Source organism: Rahnella sp. R3(2024) (assembly GCF_042920125.1).
Taxonomy (GTDB): Bacteria; Pseudomonadota; Gammaproteobacteria; order Enterobacterales; family Enterobacteriaceae; genus Rahnella; species Rahnella rivi.
The window spans coordinates 3,112,807-3,130,241 of sequence record NZ_JBHGBU010000001.1 but is presented as its reverse complement, the minus strand read 5'-3'; the positions used below and the strand labels follow the sequence as shown (position 1 = coordinate 3,130,241).

The following is a 17,435-nucleotide window of genomic DNA, read 5'->3' as shown; positions in this document are numbered from 1 at the left end:
TTATTTCTGTGCCGCCGCCATTAATGCTTCAATATCATCGGCTTCTTTCACTACATCGCCGGTCAGGATTTCAATGCCGGTGGCGGTGATCAGAATGTCGTCTTCAATACGGATACCGATGCCGCGGTACGCTTCCGGTACGTCCGCATCCGGCGCGATATACAGCCCCGGTTCAACGGTCAGCACCATGCCCGGTTCCAGGGTACGGCTGCGGTCAACAGAGCCGTAGTGGCCGACGTCATGAACGTCCAGCCCCAGCCAGTGAGATAAACCGTGCATGAAGAACTGGCGATGTGCCTGCTCTGCGAACAGCGTCTCAACGTCGCCTTTCATTACGCCGAGTTTGACCAAACCTTCAATCATCACGCGAACAGCGGCTTCGGTGGCGGCCTGAATACTGCTGCCGGGCCCTAACACGTCGAGGGCTTTGTATTCAGATGCCAGCACAATGTCGTAGATTTCGCGCTGTGCTTTGCTGAACTTGCCGTTTACCGGGAAGGTGCGGGTGATGTCACCTGCGTAGCCTTTGTACTCACAACCTGCGTCGATCAGCACTAAATCGCCGTCGCGCAGTTCGCATTCGTTTTCGGTGTAATGCAGGATGCAGGCGTTTTCGCCGCCGCCTACGATGGTGTTGTAGGAAGGATAACGCGCACCGTGACGGGTAAACTCGTGATGAATTTCGCCTTCAAGCTGGTATTCAAACATGCCAGGGCGACATTTTTCCATCGCACGGGTATGAGCCAGGGCGGTGATCTGCCCTGCGCGGCGCATCACGCTGATTTCTTCAACAGACTTGAACAAACGCATGTCATGCACCCACGGACGCCAGTCAGTGACGGTGGCCGGTGCAGACAAGTTCTGACGGAAGCCTTTGCGCAGTTTTTCCATGGCACGGTTAACGATTTCATCGGCATAAGCGTAATCGCCCTGCGCGTGGTAAACCACATCGAGGCCGTTGAGCAGCAGATGCAACTGGTCATTGATATCATCAAAAGGCAGCGCTTTGGTGACACCAAGCTTCGCCGGTGCAGCATCCTGCCCCAGACGGCGCCCGAACCAGATTTCAGCAGTGAGATCGCGCACGCGGTTGAACAGCACGCTGTGGTTATGATTTTCATCACTTTTGACCAGAATCAGTACCGCTTCCGGCTCGTTGAAACCGGTGAAATACCAGAAATCACTGCTCTGACGATACGGGTATTCACTGTCAGCACTGCGCGGTGCTTCGGGGGCGGAAAAAATCACTGCTGCGCTGCCCGGAGCCATCCTTGCTAAAAGCGCCTGACGACGATTCTCAAATTCTTGCTGAGTCATCTCACCTGCTCTCCTGAAATCGTTTTAATGTGTTGTTATGAAACAATTCATGAAAAACTTAATGCAATGTACGCGGACTTTCCGGGGCGGTCGGCAGGCTGTGGCCAAATTCGCCAAAGCACAGAATGGCCGCCACGCGGACGTATTCCACGACTTCTTCTAAAGACTGCGCTAATTGCTCCTGATCTTCATCTTCGTCGTAACCTAATTGCGCGATGCTGCGCAAATCGTCGATGGCTTCACCGACTTCGCCTTTCACTTTGGCGAGTTTAGGTTGCATCATGCCCAGGCCAAGCAGGAAATGGTTGACCCAGCCGGCCAGCGCATCCGCGCGTTCGAAGATGCTTTTTTCATCGTCAGGCATCATGATTTTGAATTCGAAACTGTCGTCTTCCAGCGTATCAGACGTCACTTTACGCAATTGCTGCAGCAAATCGGCCAGCGTATGTGGGAAGGCCATGCCTTCGTTGGTAAGATCATGCACCAGAGTCAACCAGCTACCGTCGCGGTTGCCACCGCACAGTAAACCACTAATCAGCCCGTGCATTTCTGCCGCTGTTAAAGCAACCGATTGTTGTTTCAGGTTTTGATCCAACGAATCGTAAGTAGGGTAAGTATTCTCAATAGACATGCGCATTCGCCATCGTTGGCTGGATAAGTTCGTGTTATGCTACCACCAAGGTCTGTCGTAGTACCAGATTAGCAGCCTGTGATTGGGCGTACTAAGGTATGAATGACCTGCTCTGAACAATCGGGCAGCAGTCAGCCAGCCATGGGGTTGTAACCTGGTATTGAGATAGTTATAGTGGCGCCCGCTTCCAACATCCTGCGCCAGGTCGTAGTGGTCACGTTGGGGCGGACGAATAAATTAGCAGGAAGGTGGCATGTCTGCACAACCGGTAGATATTCAAATTTTTGGTCGCTCTTTACGAGTGAATTGTCCGCCAGAACAACAGGAAGCACTGAATCTGGCAGCTGAAGATCTTAATCAGCGGTTGCAAGATCTGAAAGTTCGCACTAGAGTCACCAATACAGAGCAACTGGTTTTCATCGCGGCATTGAACGTATGTCACGAACTTGCTCAGGAAAGGTTGAAAACTCGCGATTACGCATCCAATATGGAACAACGTATCCGGATGCTGCAACAAACCATCGAGCAGGCACTGCTCGAACAAGGCCGGATCTCTGAACGTGAAGGGGCGCCTTTCGAATAACACGCGTTGCTGACTGACTGGTCACAGGTCGTCAGAAACGGTAAAAAATTTCTCTGAGATGTTCGCCAGCGGGCCCGTCCCCTGAGCCGATAATTAGTACCAACAGAATGTGATGATCCGTAATCGGTGCGCATGCTCGGTCCGTCCGAGAAGCCTAAAGATTGCGACAGCACGTTCACCTTGAACCATGGGTTCAAGGGTTACAGCCTGCGACGGCATCTCGGAGATTCCCCTTTCTTTCGGTACATCCCATCCTGGTCAATGTATCTATGTCGCACACACCCCAGTACGCTTCAGCAAGACAACACCTTCGCACCGAAATACGCCAACGCAGAAAAAACCTGACACCCGAGCAGCAAGCTGATTTCGCCCTTCAGGCGGCAGAACGTATCGTTTCGCATCCCAAAATTCAGGCAGCTAAAACAGTATCTGTGTTTCTGTCTTTTGACGGTGAGCTGGATACCGCCCCGTTGATTGCGCGTTTATGGCAGGAAGGCAAACAACTTTGCCTGCCGGTTCTGCATCCGTTTTCGCCTCATCATTTATTGTTTCTGCGCTATGCGCCGGATACACCGCTGGTTCGCAATCGTCTGAAGATCCTCGAACCAGGTCTGGATGTCACGCAGGTGATTCCACTCTCACGACTGGATATTATCCTGACGCCGCTGGTTGCGTTCGACAATCACGGGCAGCGCCTGGGTATGGGCGGAGGTTTTTATGACCGCACGCTGGAGCACTGGCAGGATGGCGGGCCCTATCCGATTGGGTTAGCGCATGACTGTCAGCAGGTCGATGCGTTGCCAGCCGAGCACTGGGACGTACCTTTGCCGGAAGTCATTACACCCGGAAAAATATGGACGTGGTAAAAAACCGTCCCGGATCCTGATGCCTGCACATGACAGCGTACCACCCTCTTCAGTATGTTGTAACTAAGTCTCTAAAAAACCAGCCACAATACATACAACCCAATCAACGCATTGAAATACATGTTATTTTTCATTTATACATAGCGTTACACGCCGAAACCATTCACTCACGGACAACCTGAGCCGACACGCATACTATTCTCTCATCGGCCCCGCAGTGGGGTAGACACACAAACCAAAATTCTTGAGGAATAAACGATGAAAAAAGTATTAGCTCTGGTTGTAGCCGCTGCAATGGGCCTGTCTTCTGTCGCTTTCGCTGCTGAAACTACAGCAACTCCGGCGCCTGCTGCGACCACAACAACGGCAGCTCCGGCTCATGCCACCAAGCATAAAGCCCACAAGAAACCTGTTCAGAAAGCTCAGGCAGCCAAGAAACACAAAAAAGCAGCCAAAAAAGCGCCAGTGGCTCAGAAAGCACAAGCGGCTAAAAAACACGTGAAGCACGCTAAGAAAGCAGCTCCGGTTGCTCAGAAAGCCCAGGCTGCCAAGAAACACGTGAAACACGCTAAGAAAGCGGCTCCGGTTGCTCAGAAAGCCCAGGCTGCCAAGAAACACGTGAAACATGCTAAGAAAGCTGCTCCGGCTGCAAAAGCAACACCAGCAGCATAAGAAGTAAACCAGAAGTCTTTGTGAACGCATCTGCTCACATTTATCAAGACTGAATAATTTAACACCCGGTTCGCCGGGTGTTTTTTTCTCCAGTGTCTATCCGGAGGTACTGACAGATGATGCTGCGCCGCTACCTGTTCGAAATCACCTTTTCATCCATGATCCTCTGCGGATTGATCACCCTCTCCTTTTACTTCTGAAACGTGAAGCGCCTTCCAGGACGCTTAAACGCCTGACACCCCATTTTATGCAGACACAAAAAAACCGCCTTTCGGCGGCTTTGTCATTTATGGCTGATACGATCAGTAGAGCAAACGGGCACGAATGGTTCCCGGTATCGCTTTCATCAGCTGTAACGCGGTAGTCAGCGTCGCGATATCTGTTTCCGCATCGATAACCACATAACCAATTTCCGGGCTGGTTTGCAGATACTGCGCGGCGATGTTGATGCCCTGCTCCGCAAAAATCTGGTTGATGCTGGTCAGCACGCCCGGACGGTTTTCGTGGATATGCAACAGACGGCTGGCTTTCTCAGTGTGTGCTGGCAAAGAGGCTTCGGGGAAGTTAACCGCTGACAGTGTTGAACCGTTGTCAGAGTATTTCGCCAGTTTGCCTGCCACTTCGAGGCCGATACCTTCCTGCGCTTCCATGGTCGAACCGCCAATGTGCGGCGTCAGCAGCACGTTGTCGAATTCACACAGCGGAGAATTGAAAGGATCGCTGTTGGTCGCTGGCTCTTCCGGGAAGACGTCGATCGCCGCACCGGAAAGATGTTTGCTGCGCAGTGCATTGCACAGAGCAGGAATGTCGATGACCGTTCCGCGCGAGGCGTTGATCAGCAGCGCGCCCGGCTTCATCTGCGCCAGCTGCACTTCAGAAATCATGTCTTTTGTCCCGGCGGTTTCGGGCACATGCAGCGTCACGACGTCGCTGGTATTGAGCAGTTCCTGCAACGAAGCAATAGGCTGCGCATTACCCAACGGCAATTTGCTTTCGATGTCGTAGTAGAACACGCGCATCCCGAGGCTTTCTGCCAGGATGCCCAGCTGCGTACCGATATGGCCGTAACCAATGATACCCAGACGTTTGCCGCGTGCTTCAAATGAACCGACGGCCAGCTTGTTCCAGATACCACGGTGCGCTTTCGCATTCGCTTCAGGAATACCGCGCATCATCAGCAACATTTCACCCAGCACCATTTCGGCTACTGAGCGGGTGTTAGAAAACGGTGCGTTGAACACCGGAACACCGCGACGCGTGGCGGCTTTCAGATCAACCTGATTGGTCCCGATACAGAAACACCCAACAGCCACCAGTTTTTCTGCTGCCTGGAACACTTCTTCGGTCAGCTGAGTACGCGATCGGAGTCCAACAAAGTGCGCATCACGAATCGACTCTTTCAGCGATTCTGTATCTAAAGCACCTTTGTGAAATTCAATATTGGTGTAACCCGCGGCACGGAGTGTATCAACCGCACTTTGGTGGACGCCTTCCACTAACAAAAATTTAATCTTGTCTTTCTCAAGTGATACTTTTGCCATTTCCCGACCCTATATTTTCTGGCTGAATTCGAACTGCGAGGTGATTGCTCACAGCCAACATAACAAAAAATCCGCCATCATCAATACAAACGATTGCCTGCCAGGCAGCAGAAGGCTCACCGTGCCTGTTGGTTTTTAGCATTTCATGCTGGTTAGATTTTACAGCGCCAGACGTTCAGGAGGAGAAATACTGAAATGTGACATAAGTCACCAAATTAAAGCCTTTGAAGAAAAGATGATTCAACCAGAAAATTATCATCTTCATAACATTGCGTTATGACAGCGGGATGACAAGGCGGAGGCTGGCTGCTTTGGGGAAAAGCAGCCAGATCTTCTGCTTATATCGTCATTACTTCAGTTTAACGGTTTTCACGCCTTCGGAAGTCCCGACCAGCGCCACGTCTGCGCCACGGTTTGCGAACAGGCCAACGGTCACCACACCGGCAATGCTGTTGATCTTATTTTCCATCGCGACGGCATCCAGAATGTTCAGGTTATGCACATCGAGGATCACGTTACCGTTATCTGTCAGCACATTCTGACGGTATTCCGGCAGGCCGCCGAGTTTCACCAGCTCACGTGCAACATAGGAGCGCGCCATCGGGATCACTTCCACCGGCAGCGGGAATTTACCCAGCACATCGACCTGTTTGGAGGCATCCACAATACAGATGAATTTTTTGGCAATCGCCGCAATGATTTTTTCGCGGGTCAGCGCTGCGCCGCCGCCTTTGATCATTTGCATTGAACCGTTGATTTCATCTGCGCCGTCGACATACACATCCAGCGAATCGACTTCGTTACTGTCGAAAACATGGATGCCAAGGCTTTTCAGTTTTGCGGTAGACGCGTCGGAGCTGGAGACTGCGCCTTCGATTTGGCCTTTGATGGACCCCAGTGCATCAATGAAATGCGCGGCGGTGGATCCGGTACCAACACCGACAATGGTGCCCGGCGTAACGTAATCCAGTGCGGCCCAGCCGACTGCTTTCTTCAATTCTTCCTGCGTCATAATGGCTTCTCTGTCTGATAACCCGAAAGTGGCGTGAATAGTTCGGTGAAACGAATTGTGCCGGTGATTATAAAGCATGTCCCGGCAGATTGGGCAGCCAAGAGCGTGACCAGCTCACACTTATTAAGTGCAATTGCGCTGCAAACACCAAGATTTTCCTCACCACAAAAACTGACAAACTGTGGCATAGTGTCCGGATAATATTGAACCCAAGGGACAGAACTCCGATGAAACGCCCGGACTATAGAACGTTGCAGGCACTGGACGCGGTCATCCGTGAGCGCGGTTTTGAACGCGCCGCACAGAAGCTATGCATCACACAATCGGCCGTCTCTCAGCGTATTAAGCAACTGGAAAATTTATTCGGCCAACCGCTGCTGGTGCGTACCGTTCCACCCCGCCCGACCGAGCAGGGACAGAAATTACTGGCCTTGCTGCATCAGGTGGAATTGCTGGAAGAAGAGTGGCTGGGCAGTGACAGCAACAGCGACAGTAATGATACGCCACTGCTGCTTTCGCTGGCGGTCAACGCCGACAGTCTGGCGACCTGGCTGTTACCGGCGCTGAAATCGGTGCTGGTCGACTCCCCTATCCGCCTGAATTTGCAGGTCGAAGATGAAACACGCACACAGGAACGTCTGCGTCGCGGTGAAGTGGTCGGTGCGGTGAGTATTCAGCCACAGCCGCTGCCGAGCTGTCTGGTCGATCAACTGGGCGCGCTGGACTATCTGTTTGTCGGTTCCAAACCCTTTGCCGATCGCTACTTCCCGAACGGCGTCACCCGCTCCGCCTTGCTGAAAGCGCCTGCGGTGGCGTTTGACCACCTCGACGATATGCATCAGGCCTTCCTGCAACAGAACTTCGATTTGTCGCCGGGCAGTGTGCCGTGCCATATCGTTAACTCGTCGGAAGCCTTCGTGCAGCTGGCGCGTCAGGGCACTACCTGTTGCATGATCCCGCATCTGCAAATCGAGAAAGAACTGGAGAGCGGCGAACTGATCGACCTGACGCCGGGCCTGTTCCAGCGCCGTATGCTTTACTGGCACCGTTTTGCGCCGGAAAGCCGCATGATGCGTAAAGTCACCGACGCGCTGCTGGCCCACGGGCATCAGGTTCTGCGCCAGGACTGACCTTCCTGCTCAACCAAAAATGAAAAAACCCGCCTGAGCGGGTTTTTTCATTTCTACAGAATCATTCTTACTGAGCAGGTGCAGGTGCGGGTGCTGCGGGTGCCTGAGGCTGCAATTCGAACACCACATCGACCTGATCGTCGAAGTGAATGCTTTGCTGCTCGTAGGTTTGCGCGACATCGCTCTGCCCTGCGGCTTCGGCGGTTTTATACATGCGCGCCACCGGCATCGGCTGGTAGTTAGCCACGTGATAACGGATGCTGTAGACCGGCCCCAGCGTGGTGTGGAAACCTTCGGCCAGCGATTTTGCCTGCTGCGTGGCGTTATCAATGGCTTTCTGACGCGCTTCATCGCGGAAACGATCCGGATTCGCCACGCCCAGCTCAACGGCACGCACTTCATTCAGGCCCGATTTCAACGCGCCATCCAGCAGTTCATTCAGTTTATCCAGCTGACGCAAGGTGACCTGAACCTGACGCACGGCGCGGTAGCCTTTCAGCTGTGATGTTCCGTCTTTCAGGTAGTCATACTCCGGCTGAGTACGTAAATTCGCTGCATTGATGTCTTTCTTCTCAATGCCGTTTTTCTGCAGGAAAGCAAAGTACTCTGCCACTCGCTCATCAGCCTGTTTCTTGGCGCTGGCGGCATCTTTCGCAGAGACGTTCACTTCAATCGCCAGCGTGGCGATATCCGGCGTGGCGTCAACGCTCGCCGTTCCTGAGGTCACGACGTGCGGCCCGGCAGGTAATTCTGCCGCCTGCAACGCCAGTGGTAATGTCCCTAATCCCAACATCGCTGCAATAGTCAATGCTTTCAGTTTCACAGTGCCTCCATTAATCATCAAAGATATGGCAATAAACGTATTAACTGCGAAACCGTAGCATAATCCGTTACAACAGAAACTAAGATTAGTGACAAAAACTTACTCTGTCATAAAACTTAAAAGATCCCGGTCTGGCGCGCCAGCTGAATAGCGATTCCCCACATGATGGTGCCGACAACCGCGTTAATCACCCGCTGTACTTTACCGGTGTTAAGCCAGGGGGCGAGCATGGCCGCGAGGATCGCCAGCCCGAAGAACCAGATAATGGATGCGCTGACTGCGCCGAGTGCAAACCACGAACGTTCATCTGCGTTCAGGCTGCCGCCCAGACTGCCTAGCACCACAAACGTATCGAGATAAACGTGCGGATTGAGCCAGGTGACAGCCATCATGCTGACCACAATTTTCCAACGGCTTTGCTTCGCCACTTCCGCCTGCGCCAGTTCAGGATTTTTGCTGAATGCCGTACGAAATGCGCCCCAGCCATACCACAGCAAAAATGCCACGCCGCCCCAGCTCACCAGCAACAGCAATGTCGGGGATTGACTCAGCAGCGCGCTGCCGCCAAAGATGCCACCGCAAATCAGCGCAATGTCGCTCAGGGCGCATAATCCGGCAATCATCAGGTGATACTGACGGCGGATGCCCTGGTTCATCACAAACGCATTCTGCGGGCCGATCGGTAAAATCATCGCGGCGCTCATCGCCAGTCCTTGCAGGAAAATTGCCAGCACGTTGTTATCCTTCAAACAGTCATTAACAGAGAATGCGCGCAGTGTAAGGGCTTTGCAGCCATAAGAGGAAATGGATAATTCTAATCACCCATTAGAACGGCTTATCATCAACCTGGGGATATTTCAGGCATGAAAAAGGCGCCCGCAGGCGCCTGTAAAAATCCGAATCCGGGAAGGATTGGTTAGTCGAAAGTGCGTCGTTCTTCCTGCGGCTGGGTTGCCGCTTTCGCCACCTGATAAAGGTGAACATCCATCTGCGGGTAAGCAATATTGATGTTGTTTTCATCCAGCGCGCGTTTGAACGATTCCAGCAGATCCCATTTCACGCTCTGCGCATCACCGTTACTGGTCCAGGCGTACACGATGAAATTCAGGGTTGAAGCCGCCATTTCGTTCAGGCGAACCACAACGTCTTTATCTTTCAAAACACGCGGGTCGGCGGTCACAATATCGGACAGGATCTTCTTCACCAGATCAACGTCAGAGTCATAACCCACGCCGATGGTCAGGTCGATACGGCTGGTCGGTTCGCGTGAATTGTTGATGATGTTACCGGCGATGATTTTACCGTTTGGCACCACAATGATTTTGTTGTCCGGTGTGCGCAGGGTGGTCGAGAAAATCTGTACCTGAGTCACCGTACCCGCCACACCGCCGAGATCGACATATTCACCGGCGCGGAACGGACGGAAAATCACCAGCAGAACGCCCGCCGCAAAGTTAGACAGCGAACCCTGCAATGCCAGGCCGACGGCCAGACCGGCGGCACCGATGACCGCGATCACGGACGTGGTTTGCACGCCAATCCGTCCCAGCACCGCAATCAGCGTGAACGCGATAATCGCGTAGCGCACCATGGCGGAAAGGAAATCGGAAACCGTGATATCAATGCCACGAACTTTTAAGACCCGGCTGACGGCACCGGAAACGATGCGGGCGACAATCATCCCCACAATCAGAATAAAGATTGCCGCGACGATGTTGACGGCGTAATGCAGCAGTAAAGCCTGATTTCTCACCAGCCAGTTTCCCGCATTGTTAATGCTGCCCACAACGTTCAAATCATCCATTTAAAGTACCCCAAAAAAATACCCTGACGGGTTTTAAGAAACCAAAGCTGCCCGATTAACGGGCAGCAACTGTACTTTAAGGTTAACTAACAATGCGATGAAGTGCCAATTTCCGGGGCAATAACCCCGTGAAATTAGGAATTTGCAGGGTGATTTTTCAACGGCTCCGGCGTTTTGAACGCCTGCAACGGACCGCGTCCGGTGAGCGTAAAGGCTGAAATGACGGTGAACGTCAGCGCCACCAGACCGAGGATCAGATAAGTCCCGTGGAAACCGATACGGTCATACATGTTGCCGGCGAATACTGACATAAACATGATCGCCACCTGCTTGAAGAAGCAGAAGGTCACCAGATAAATCGTCGCAGAGAAACGCACTTCAAACACCGACGTAATGTATTTGAAGCAGCCGACAATCAGGAACGGCACTTCAAACATGTGCAGGGTTTTCAGCACCACCACTTCAACCGGCGAAGAGGCAAAGGAGGAACCGATGATGCGCACCGACATAATCATCCCCGCCAGCAACAGCGCATTTTTGCCCCCGATGCGGTTCACGATAAGCGGCGCGAAGAACATGATGCAGGCATTCAGCAGTTCGCCCATGGTGGTGACATAACCGAAGACCCGTGTTCCTTCTGATGAAGACGCAAAGAACGAGGTAAAGAAGTTAGCAAACTGCTGATCGAACACGTCATAAGTGCAGGAGACGCCAATAACATACAGCGCCAGGAACCACAGTTTGCGGTCCTTGAGCAGTTCAAGGGCAATCTTCAGGCTGAACGGTTTGGTATTCGCGCCCAGATCGTTAGCGACGCGGGCGCTGGAGGTGACTTCCGGTTTGGCGATCAGTAACAGAATCGCGAGGATCACCGCACAGCCGGAGCCAAGCCAGAACACAAACTCATTGTTGATGGTAAACATAATGCCAACCACCGACGCGCACAGCGCCCATCCGACACACCCGAACATCCGCGCACGACCAAATTCGAAGCTGCTGCGACGGCTGACTTTCTCAATGTAGGCTTCAATGGCGGGCGCACCGGCATTGTAAATCAGCCCGAGATAGATGCCGCCGACCACCGATCCGAGATAAATATTCACTTTCAGCAGCGGGCCGAACACGTAGATAAAGAACGGCGCAAACAACACCAGCATGCCGGTAATGATCCACAACAGATGCTTTTTCAGCCCCAGTTTATCTGAGAGTAAACCGAACACCGGCTGGAACAATAATGAGAACAGCGAGATGCTGGCGAAGATAATGCCGGTGTCACTTTTACTGATCTGATTGATGTCATGCAGCCAGATCGGGAAGAACGGGAAATAGGCCCCCATGATGAAAAAGTAGAAAAAGAAGAACAGCCCGAACATCCAGAAATTGGTATTTTTCATGTAATTCATTTGCAGTTTCCTTGCGACTGAATGCTGCGCCGCAGCGTATTAACGCCACGGCGCGGGATGTCAGATGCGTTTCCAGGTGAAGGCGTAATGGTACTGACCGGCGGTCAGCAGGAAATCCGGGCTGACGCTCGGGCTCCACGAATCATCGCCGCCGACCCCCATATGGAAGCCGTCGATGTTCAGCCAGGTGCCCTGCTCTTCACGCAACAGGTGGCGATGGCTGGTGTCCATCAGCTGTTGCAGGCTGTAGCGGCTCAGGCCAAAGTGGAAATTGCCGCGCAACTGCCAGCCGGCGTAGTCCAGCTCACGGGTGTTCTGGCGTAAACCACTTTCCGTCGGGAAGACGTAAGGTGTGTACAGATCGCCGAGCGGCAGCGTCCAGCGCCCGTGCAGGGCAGCCAGACGGCGGTCCGGGTAGTTTTCATGTGGCCCGAGGCCCAGCCAGCTCGCTTTTTCGGCGGTGTCTGCCAGCTGACAGGTCAGCCCGATACGCCCCGGTGACGGGACGTTCGACGCCACGCGCACATCCACACTGATATGCAGTTCGCCCTGATTGTCGATGCGGTACGTTTTGCGGCTTAACAGGCGCGTTTCCTCTCCCGCCAGGAAAGCGTGGGTGGTGACGATAGCCACGCCGTCCTGCAACTGATCGGCGGAGATATTCAGCAGACGCGATTCCAGCTGATACATTCCGGCGGCTTTCCAGCGCTCCACCCAGGCATTCGGATCGATTCGCGTGACTTCGCTGACGCCGATGTCGTTATCCACCGGCGCACGGACAAACTGATCACGCAGCGCAGAAAGCAGGCGCGGCGTTTCGCCATCAAACCATTGTTCCAGCAAACCGCTTTGCTGACTGAACTGCCAGCGCTGCGCGCCGTGTACCACAGAAATCACATCGCCCTGCTGATTCAGAACCGGCGCAGCGGAGGAGATTTTCTCCGGCACCGGCAGGCTGAGCGCCAGCGGAAGTTGCCACTGATCCCATGCGGTGCGATATCCGGCTTCTGACCACGCGGTCGCCTGCGGCTGATGCACCGCGACGTTCAGCCACAAATCCCCTTCCGCCTGCGGAATATCCCCCAGATTCAGAGTTTGCTTGCCGTTCGGCGCAATATTGAGCACGGCTTCGCCCTGCGACACCACTTCGCCGTCACGTTCAATCCGCCAGACCAGCTGCTCGTTATCGCTGTGGCGGAACAGATATTCGCTCTGAATATCCACCGTCAGCGGCGAGGTGCCGGTCAGCGTGAACTGGAAGAACTGCTGGGCGCGCTGCGCTTCGAACAAGGAAGGATGCGGCGTGCGATCGGCGAATACCAGACCGTTCATGCAGAACTGACGATCGTTTGGCGTATCGCCAAAATCACCGCCGTAAGCCATATAACGCTCGCCGTCTTCGCCGGTGCGCAGCAGACTTTGATCGACCCAGTCCCAGACGAAACCGCCCTGCAGACGCGGGAACTGGCGGAACGCTTTCCAGTATTTGTCGAAGCCGCCAAAACTGTTACCCATGGCATGGGCATATTCGCAAAGGATCAGCGGACGCGTTTCGTCGGGCATGCTGATCCATTTTTTGATGGACCATTTAGGTACCGCCGGGAACGGCTGGTCCTGCTCAACGCGGGAATACATCGGGCAGATAATGTCGGTTGCCGCGCTGTTGGCGCCGCCGCCTTCGTACTGCACCGGGCGGGTCGGATCGACAGATTTGATCCAGCGGTACATCGCGTCATGGTTTGCGCCATGGCCGGATTCGTTGCCCAGTGACCAGATGATGATGCACGGATGGTTGCGATCTCGCTGAACCATGCGCGTGACGCGTTCGCTGAAGGCGTTAAACCACACCGGATCGTCCGACAGACGGTTCATCGGCTGCATGCCGTGAGTTTCAATATTGGCTTCATCGACCACATACAGGCCGTATTCGTCACAAAGTCTGTACCACAACGGATGGTTGGGATAATGCGAACAGCGCACGGCGTTGAAATTGTGCTGTTTCATCAGCACGATGTCGCGACGCATGGTCGCCTCATCCATCACCTGACCGTTTTCAGGATGATGTTCGTGGCGGTTAGTGCCGCGGATCAGCACCGGCTGGCCGTTCACTTTCAGCAGCCCGTTGCTGATTTCCACCTGACGGAATCCGACGTCGCAGGCTTCGGCTTCAATAAGCTGACCCTGCGGAGAAATCAGGGACACCACCGCGCGGTAAAGCGCAGGTTGTTCCGCGCTCCACAATGCTGGCTGGCTGATCGGCAGACGCAACGTGGTGCGGTCATACGCCGCCCCGCGTTCATCAATGATGTCGCTGCCGAGCGGTTGCTGATGTTCTGCGATCGATTTATCGCCCTGCCAGAGCTGCACGCGCACCTGATAATCACCCGCGTTTTCCTGCGGCACGGCGGCGCTGACCTGCACTTCCAGTTCGGCCTGCGTAAAGCCGTGGAACAGATGCGTGCGCACCTGGTAATCCGTAATCTGTTCAAAGGGTTTATGCAGCAAACTGACGTCACGGAAGATCCCGCTCATGCGCCACATGTCCTGATCTTCCAGATAGCTGCCGTCGCTCCAGCGCAGCACCATCACCGCCAGACGATTTTCACCCGCCTGCAATACGCCGCTGAGATCGAACTCCGCCGGTAAACGGCTGTCCTGCGAATACCCGATCCACTGGCCGTTACACCATAAATAGAAGGCAGAATTGACGCCGTTGAACACGATGCGCGTCTGGCCACTGTTCAGCCAGGCATTATCCACAGAAACTGTGAGCGAGTAACAACCGGTAGGATTTTCTTCGGGCACAAACGGCGGATTGACCGGGATGGGATACTGAACGTTGGTGTAAATCGGCGCGTCATACCCGTCAAGTTGCCAGTTAGACGGCACCTGCACGCGGTCGGCTCCCGCCAGATCCTGCTTCAGCCAGTGTTCAGGCACCGCTTCGGGGCGGGTGAAATAGCTGAAGGTCCACTCACCGTTCAGCGGGCAGATATTCGGCGATGCACTGCCCTGACCGGCCTGGGCTTCATCCCGCCAGCTGTTGAATGGCGGGTGCGCCGCAAGGCGGTTGTACTGCGTGGATGCCGGTTTTTCCCAGTCACGACGGGCCAGAACGGCGGCCAGTGATGACAGTTTTTCGTCCGCTGATGTACTCATCATTAATCCTCTGCAAAATTGTTATGCGCTCACAATATAAGTCAACATGCGTAACATGGCGCAGTAAGTAAAGCAGAGGGGTGCAGGAAAGGGACGCGGATCACAGATTCCGCGTCGGGTCGTTCAGATTTTGAGAATTACAGCGCGCTGAGCTGACGTGCGATGCGGATCAGCTCCTGCGATAACGCTTCCTGAGAAACACTCGCTTCGCCGACAGGTGCCGTGGTGTGGCGTTCAACCAGCGATGTCGGCAGCAACAGCGATGAACGGCGGCTGTCGCCATGGGTATGCAGGTGATCAACCAGGCGGTTGACGCTTTCATGCCCCAGCAGGCGGAAATCCTGTTTGATGGTACTGAGCGGCGGGAAGAAAAAAGCGCTGTCTTCGGTATCGTCATAGCCGATAACCGAAATATGCTCCGGTACGCGCAGGCCGAATTCGTGCACCGCGCGCAGTACGCCCAATGCCATCTGATCGTTAGCCACCAGAATCGCGGTAGGCCGCGCAGGCTGGTTCAGCAATAACAATGCCTGCTGGTAGCCGGATGCCGCGCTCCAGTCGCCGTGCTGAACCGCACAGGGCGTCACCTGATGCTTTTTCAGCGTCTCCAGCCAGCCTTCATAGCGCAGCCGCGCAGAAACAGACTCCAGCGGGCCGGTCAGCACGGCAATTTGCTGATGCCCGAGCGCCAGCAGATGCTCAACGCCCTGCTCTGCGCCGCAATGCGGATCGAAGAGAATTTTAAACACATCCGCCTGGGGATCCACATCCAGAAACAGCGCCGGCAAGGTGCCGCACATCTGCGCAATGGCATCAGCACTGTCGTTCGACAAGGGCACGTTGATCAGGACGCCATCGACGCGCTGTGACATCAGCTCGCTCACCGCCGTCCGGCAGGCGGCAAGGCTCAGGTTGTCGGTCATCGAAATCACCACGTTAAACCCTAACTGATTCGCGCGGGTCTTGACCGCAGACGCAATCTGCGACGGAGCATGCAGCGCCAGTTCAGTGGTCGCCAGCCCCAGCGTATAACTTTGTTTACCGGCCAGCTGCTGTGCAACACGGTTCGGCACATAGTTCAGCGCCGCCATCGCCTTCTCGACTTTATCGCGGGTCTTTGACGAGACATGCGCCGCCTGATTGAGCACGCGCGAAACGGTCTGATAGGAAACACCGGCGTGGCGCGCAACATCATCCAGGGTGACAGATTTTGGCTTCATGGCTCTCTCTTCGGGGATTCAGGCGGGATTGTGTATAACGGGCTATTGTGGCCGGAAAGCAGACAATAAAAAAGGGGCCGAAGCCCCTTTGGTTAGGATCCTCACATTCCGGTGGTCAAGCACCGGAAGCGTAAGAATTACAGTACGTCGATTGCGTTCAGTTCTTTGAATGCCAGTTCCAGGCGCGTCACCATGGAAGACTGTGCAGAACGCAGCCATACGCGTGGGTCATAGAATTTCTTGTTAGGTTTGTCCGCGCCTTCCGGGTTACCCAACTGACCTTGCAGGTAAGCTTCGTTTTTCTTGTAGAACTGCAGGATGCCGTCCCAGTTAGCCCACTGGGTGTCGGTATCGATGTTCATTTTGATAACACCGTAGCCTACAGATTCTTTGATTTCTGCTGCAGTAGAACCGGAACCGCCGTGGAACACGAAGTTCAGGCTGTTGTGTGGCAGGTTGTGTTTCTTGCACACGTATTCCTGAGAATCACGCAGGATCGTTGGAGTCAGTTTCACGTTACCTGGTTTGTAAACACCGTGTACGTTACCGAATGACGCAGCGATAGTGAAACGCGGGCTGATTGCGTTCAGTTTTTCGTATGCGTAATCAACGTCTTGTGGCTGAGTGTACAGTGCAGATGCATCCATATGGCTGTTGTCCACGCCATCTTCTTCACCACCGGTACAACCCAGTTCGATTTCCAGAGTCATATCGAGTTTTGCCATGCGAGCTAAATACTTGCTGCAAATTTCGATGTTTTCTTCCAGAGATTCTTCAGACAGGTCGATCATGTGAGAAGAGAACAGTGGTTTGCCGGTTTTAGCAAAGTGAGCTTCACCCGCGTCCAGCAGACCGTCGATCCATGGCAGCAGTTTTTTCGCGCAGTGGTCGGTGTGCAGAATAACTGGCACGCCGTAATGTTCTGCCATCTGGTGCACGTGGTGCGCGCCAGAGATTGCGCCCAGGATTGCCGCGCCTTGTGGCACGTCAGTTTTCAGGCCTTTACCTGCGATGAACGCAGCGCCACCGTTAGAGAACTGAACGATAACCGGGGAACGGACTTTCGCAGCAGCTTCGAGAACGGCGTTGATAGAGTCGGTGCCTACGCAGTTAACCGCTGGCAGAGCAAATTTGTTTTCTTTAGCGATAGCGAAAACTTTCTGTACATCATCACCAGTGATAACGCCTGGTTTTACGAAATCAAAAATTTTAGACATAGTTCTTTGTCCTGTATTCGTCGGCCGTAGATGGATTGAATCGGTTTGCTATGTCGC

The 17,435-nt window shown here is 54.0% G+C and carries 15 protein-coding genes and 1 other RNA gene; 5 read left to right on the top strand and 11 right to left on the bottom strand.

Going from position 1 to position 17,435, the window contains the following annotated elements; all coding sequences use genetic code 11:
• Positions 1-1,317 (bottom strand): Xaa-Pro aminopeptidase, encoded by a 1,317-nt coding sequence (gene pepP, locus ABSH60_RS14030; RefSeq protein WP_122096064.1) that lies wholly within the window; start codon positions 1,315-1,317, stop codon positions 1-3.
• A 58-nt stretch (positions 1,318-1,375) separates the two neighbouring features.
• Positions 1,376-1,948 carry a YecA family protein gene (locus ABSH60_RS14025; protein WP_056773168.1) on the bottom strand — a complete coding sequence of 191 codons (573 nt, stop codon included), beginning with the start codon at positions 1,946-1,948 and terminating at the stop codon, positions 1,376-1,378.
• 253 nt (positions 1,949-2,201) lie between these two features.
• Here ABSH60_RS14025 and zapA point away from each other — a divergent pair, with 253 nt between their 5' ends.
• From zapA to asr, 4 genes are all read left to right on the top strand, one after another.
• The gene (zapA, locus tag ABSH60_RS14020; protein ID WP_013576788.1) at positions 2,202-2,531 is read left to right on the top strand and encodes a cell division protein ZapA; all 330 of its coding nucleotides are present in this window, start codon (positions 2,202-2,204) and stop codon (positions 2,529-2,531) included.
• 47 nt (positions 2,532-2,578) lie between these two features.
• Positions 2,579-2,762, top strand: a non-coding RNA gene (ssrS, locus tag ABSH60_RS14015) — 6S RNA.
• A 38-nt stretch (positions 2,763-2,800) separates the two neighbouring features.
• Positions 2,801-3,397 carry a 5-formyltetrahydrofolate cyclo-ligase gene (locus ABSH60_RS14010; protein ID WP_390974434.1) on the top strand — a complete coding sequence of 199 codons (597 nt, stop codon included), beginning with the start codon at positions 2,801-2,803 and terminating at the stop codon, positions 3,395-3,397.
• A 258-nt stretch (positions 3,398-3,655) separates the two neighbouring features.
• Positions 3,656-4,069, top strand: a complete 414-nt coding sequence (asr, locus tag ABSH60_RS14005) for an acid resistance repetitive basic protein Asr (protein WP_015698458.1) — start codon at positions 3,656-3,658, stop codon at positions 4,067-4,069.
• A 302-nt stretch (positions 4,070-4,371) separates the two neighbouring features.
• Here asr and serA read toward each other — a convergent pair whose 3' ends face one another.
• A complete protein-coding gene (gene serA, locus ABSH60_RS14000) occupies positions 4,372-5,610 on the bottom strand; it encodes a phosphoglycerate dehydrogenase (protein WP_122096066.1) in 1,239 nt (412 codons plus the stop codon).
• A 349-nt stretch (positions 5,611-5,959) separates the two neighbouring features.
• Positions 5,960-6,622, bottom strand: a complete 663-nt coding sequence (rpiA, locus tag ABSH60_RS13995) for a ribose-5-phosphate isomerase RpiA (RefSeq protein ID WP_013576792.1) — start codon at positions 6,620-6,622, stop codon at positions 5,960-5,962.
• 227 nt (positions 6,623-6,849) lie between these two features.
• Here rpiA and ABSH60_RS13990 point away from each other — a divergent pair, with 227 nt between their 5' ends.
• Entirely contained in the window at positions 6,850-7,752 is a 903-nt protein-coding gene (locus ABSH60_RS13990) for a LysR family transcriptional regulator ArgP (RefSeq protein ID WP_056773177.1), read from the top strand.
• Between the two features lie 67 nt (positions 7,753-7,819).
• Here the strand turns inward: ABSH60_RS13990 and ABSH60_RS13985 are convergent, their stop codons facing one another.
• From ABSH60_RS13985 to fbaA, 7 genes are all read right to left on the bottom strand, one after another.
• On the bottom strand, positions 7,820-8,575 hold the full coding sequence (locus ABSH60_RS13985; protein WP_390974431.1) for an oxidative stress defense protein: 756 nt from the start codon (positions 8,573-8,575) through the stop codon (positions 7,820-7,822).
• A gap of 116 nt (positions 8,576-8,691) precedes the next feature.
• Positions 8,692-9,309: an arginine exporter ArgO gene (argO, locus tag ABSH60_RS13980; protein WP_122096068.1), complete on the bottom strand. Its 618-nt coding sequence runs from the start codon at positions 9,307-9,309 to the stop codon at positions 8,692-8,694.
• A 182-nt stretch (positions 9,310-9,491) separates the two neighbouring features.
• On the bottom strand, positions 9,492-10,379 hold the full coding sequence (gene mscS / locus ABSH60_RS13975; protein WP_056773188.1) for a small-conductance mechanosensitive channel MscS: 888 nt from the start codon (positions 10,377-10,379) through the stop codon (positions 9,492-9,494).
• Positions 10,380-10,513: 134 nt separating this feature from the next.
• Positions 10,514-11,782: an MFS transporter gene (locus tag ABSH60_RS13970; protein WP_056773190.1), complete on the bottom strand. Its 1,269-nt coding sequence runs from the start codon at positions 11,780-11,782 to the stop codon at positions 10,514-10,516.
• Between the two features lie 60 nt (positions 11,783-11,842).
• Positions 11,843-14,941, bottom strand: a complete 3,099-nt coding sequence (locus ABSH60_RS13965) for a beta-galactosidase (protein WP_390974429.1) — start codon at positions 14,939-14,941, stop codon at positions 11,843-11,845.
• Positions 14,942-15,078: 137 nt separating this feature from the next.
• Positions 15,079-16,161: a LacI family DNA-binding transcriptional regulator gene (locus ABSH60_RS13960; RefSeq protein WP_390974427.1), complete on the bottom strand. Its 1,083-nt coding sequence runs from the start codon at positions 16,159-16,161 to the stop codon at positions 15,079-15,081.
• A 137-nt stretch (positions 16,162-16,298) separates the two neighbouring features.
• Complete coding sequence (fbaA, locus tag ABSH60_RS13955) at positions 16,299-17,378, bottom strand: class II fructose-bisphosphate aldolase (RefSeq protein WP_056773197.1); 1,080 nt, start codon at positions 17,376-17,378, stop codon at positions 16,299-16,301.
• Positions 17,379-17,435: the final 57 nt, after the last annotated feature.

Bases quoted from the DNA above. Each gene is read 5' to 3' on its own strand.
- mscS (WP_056773188.1), bottom strand. From the start codon at position 10,379: ATGGATGATTTGAACGTTGTGGGCAGCATTAACAATGCGGGAAACTGG.
- ABSH60_RS14025 (WP_056773168.1), bottom strand. From the start codon at position 1,948: ATGTCTATTGAGAATACTTACCCTACTTACGATTCGTTGGATCAAAAC.
- zapA (WP_013576788.1), top strand. From the start codon at position 2,202: ATGTCTGCACAACCGGTAGATATTCAAATTTTTGGTCGCTCTTTACGA.
- fbaA (WP_056773197.1), bottom strand. From the start codon at position 17,378: ATGTCTAAAATTTTTGATTTCGTAAAACCAGGCGTTATCACTGGTGAT.
- asr (WP_015698458.1), top strand. From the start codon at position 3,656: ATGAAAAAAGTATTAGCTCTGGTTGTAGCCGCTGCAATGGGCCTGTCT.
- rpiA (WP_013576792.1), bottom strand. From the start codon at position 6,622: ATGACGCAGGAAGAATTGAAGAAAGCAGTCGGCTGGGCCGCACTGGAT.
- pepP (WP_122096064.1), bottom strand. From the start codon at position 1,317: ATGACTCAGCAAGAATTTGAGAATCGTCGTCAGGCGCTTTTAGCAAGG.
- ABSH60_RS13965 (WP_390974429.1), bottom strand. From the start codon at position 14,941: ATGAGTACATCAGCGGACGAAAAACTGTCATCACTGGCCGCCGTTCTG.
- ABSH60_RS13990 (WP_056773177.1), top strand. From the start codon at position 6,850: ATGAAACGCCCGGACTATAGAACGTTGCAGGCACTGGACGCGGTCATC.
- ABSH60_RS13970 (WP_056773190.1), bottom strand. From the start codon at position 11,782: ATGAATTACATGAAAAATACCAATTTCTGGATGTTCGGGCTGTTCTTC.
- ABSH60_RS14010 (WP_390974434.1), top strand. From the start codon at position 2,801: ATGTCGCACACACCCCAGTACGCTTCAGCAAGACAACACCTTCGCACC.
- serA (WP_122096066.1), bottom strand. From the start codon at position 5,610: ATGGCAAAAGTATCACTTGAGAAAGACAAGATTAAATTTTTGTTAGTG.
- ABSH60_RS13960 (WP_390974427.1), bottom strand. From the start codon at position 16,161: ATGAAGCCAAAATCTGTCACCCTGGATGATGTTGCGCGCCACGCCGGT.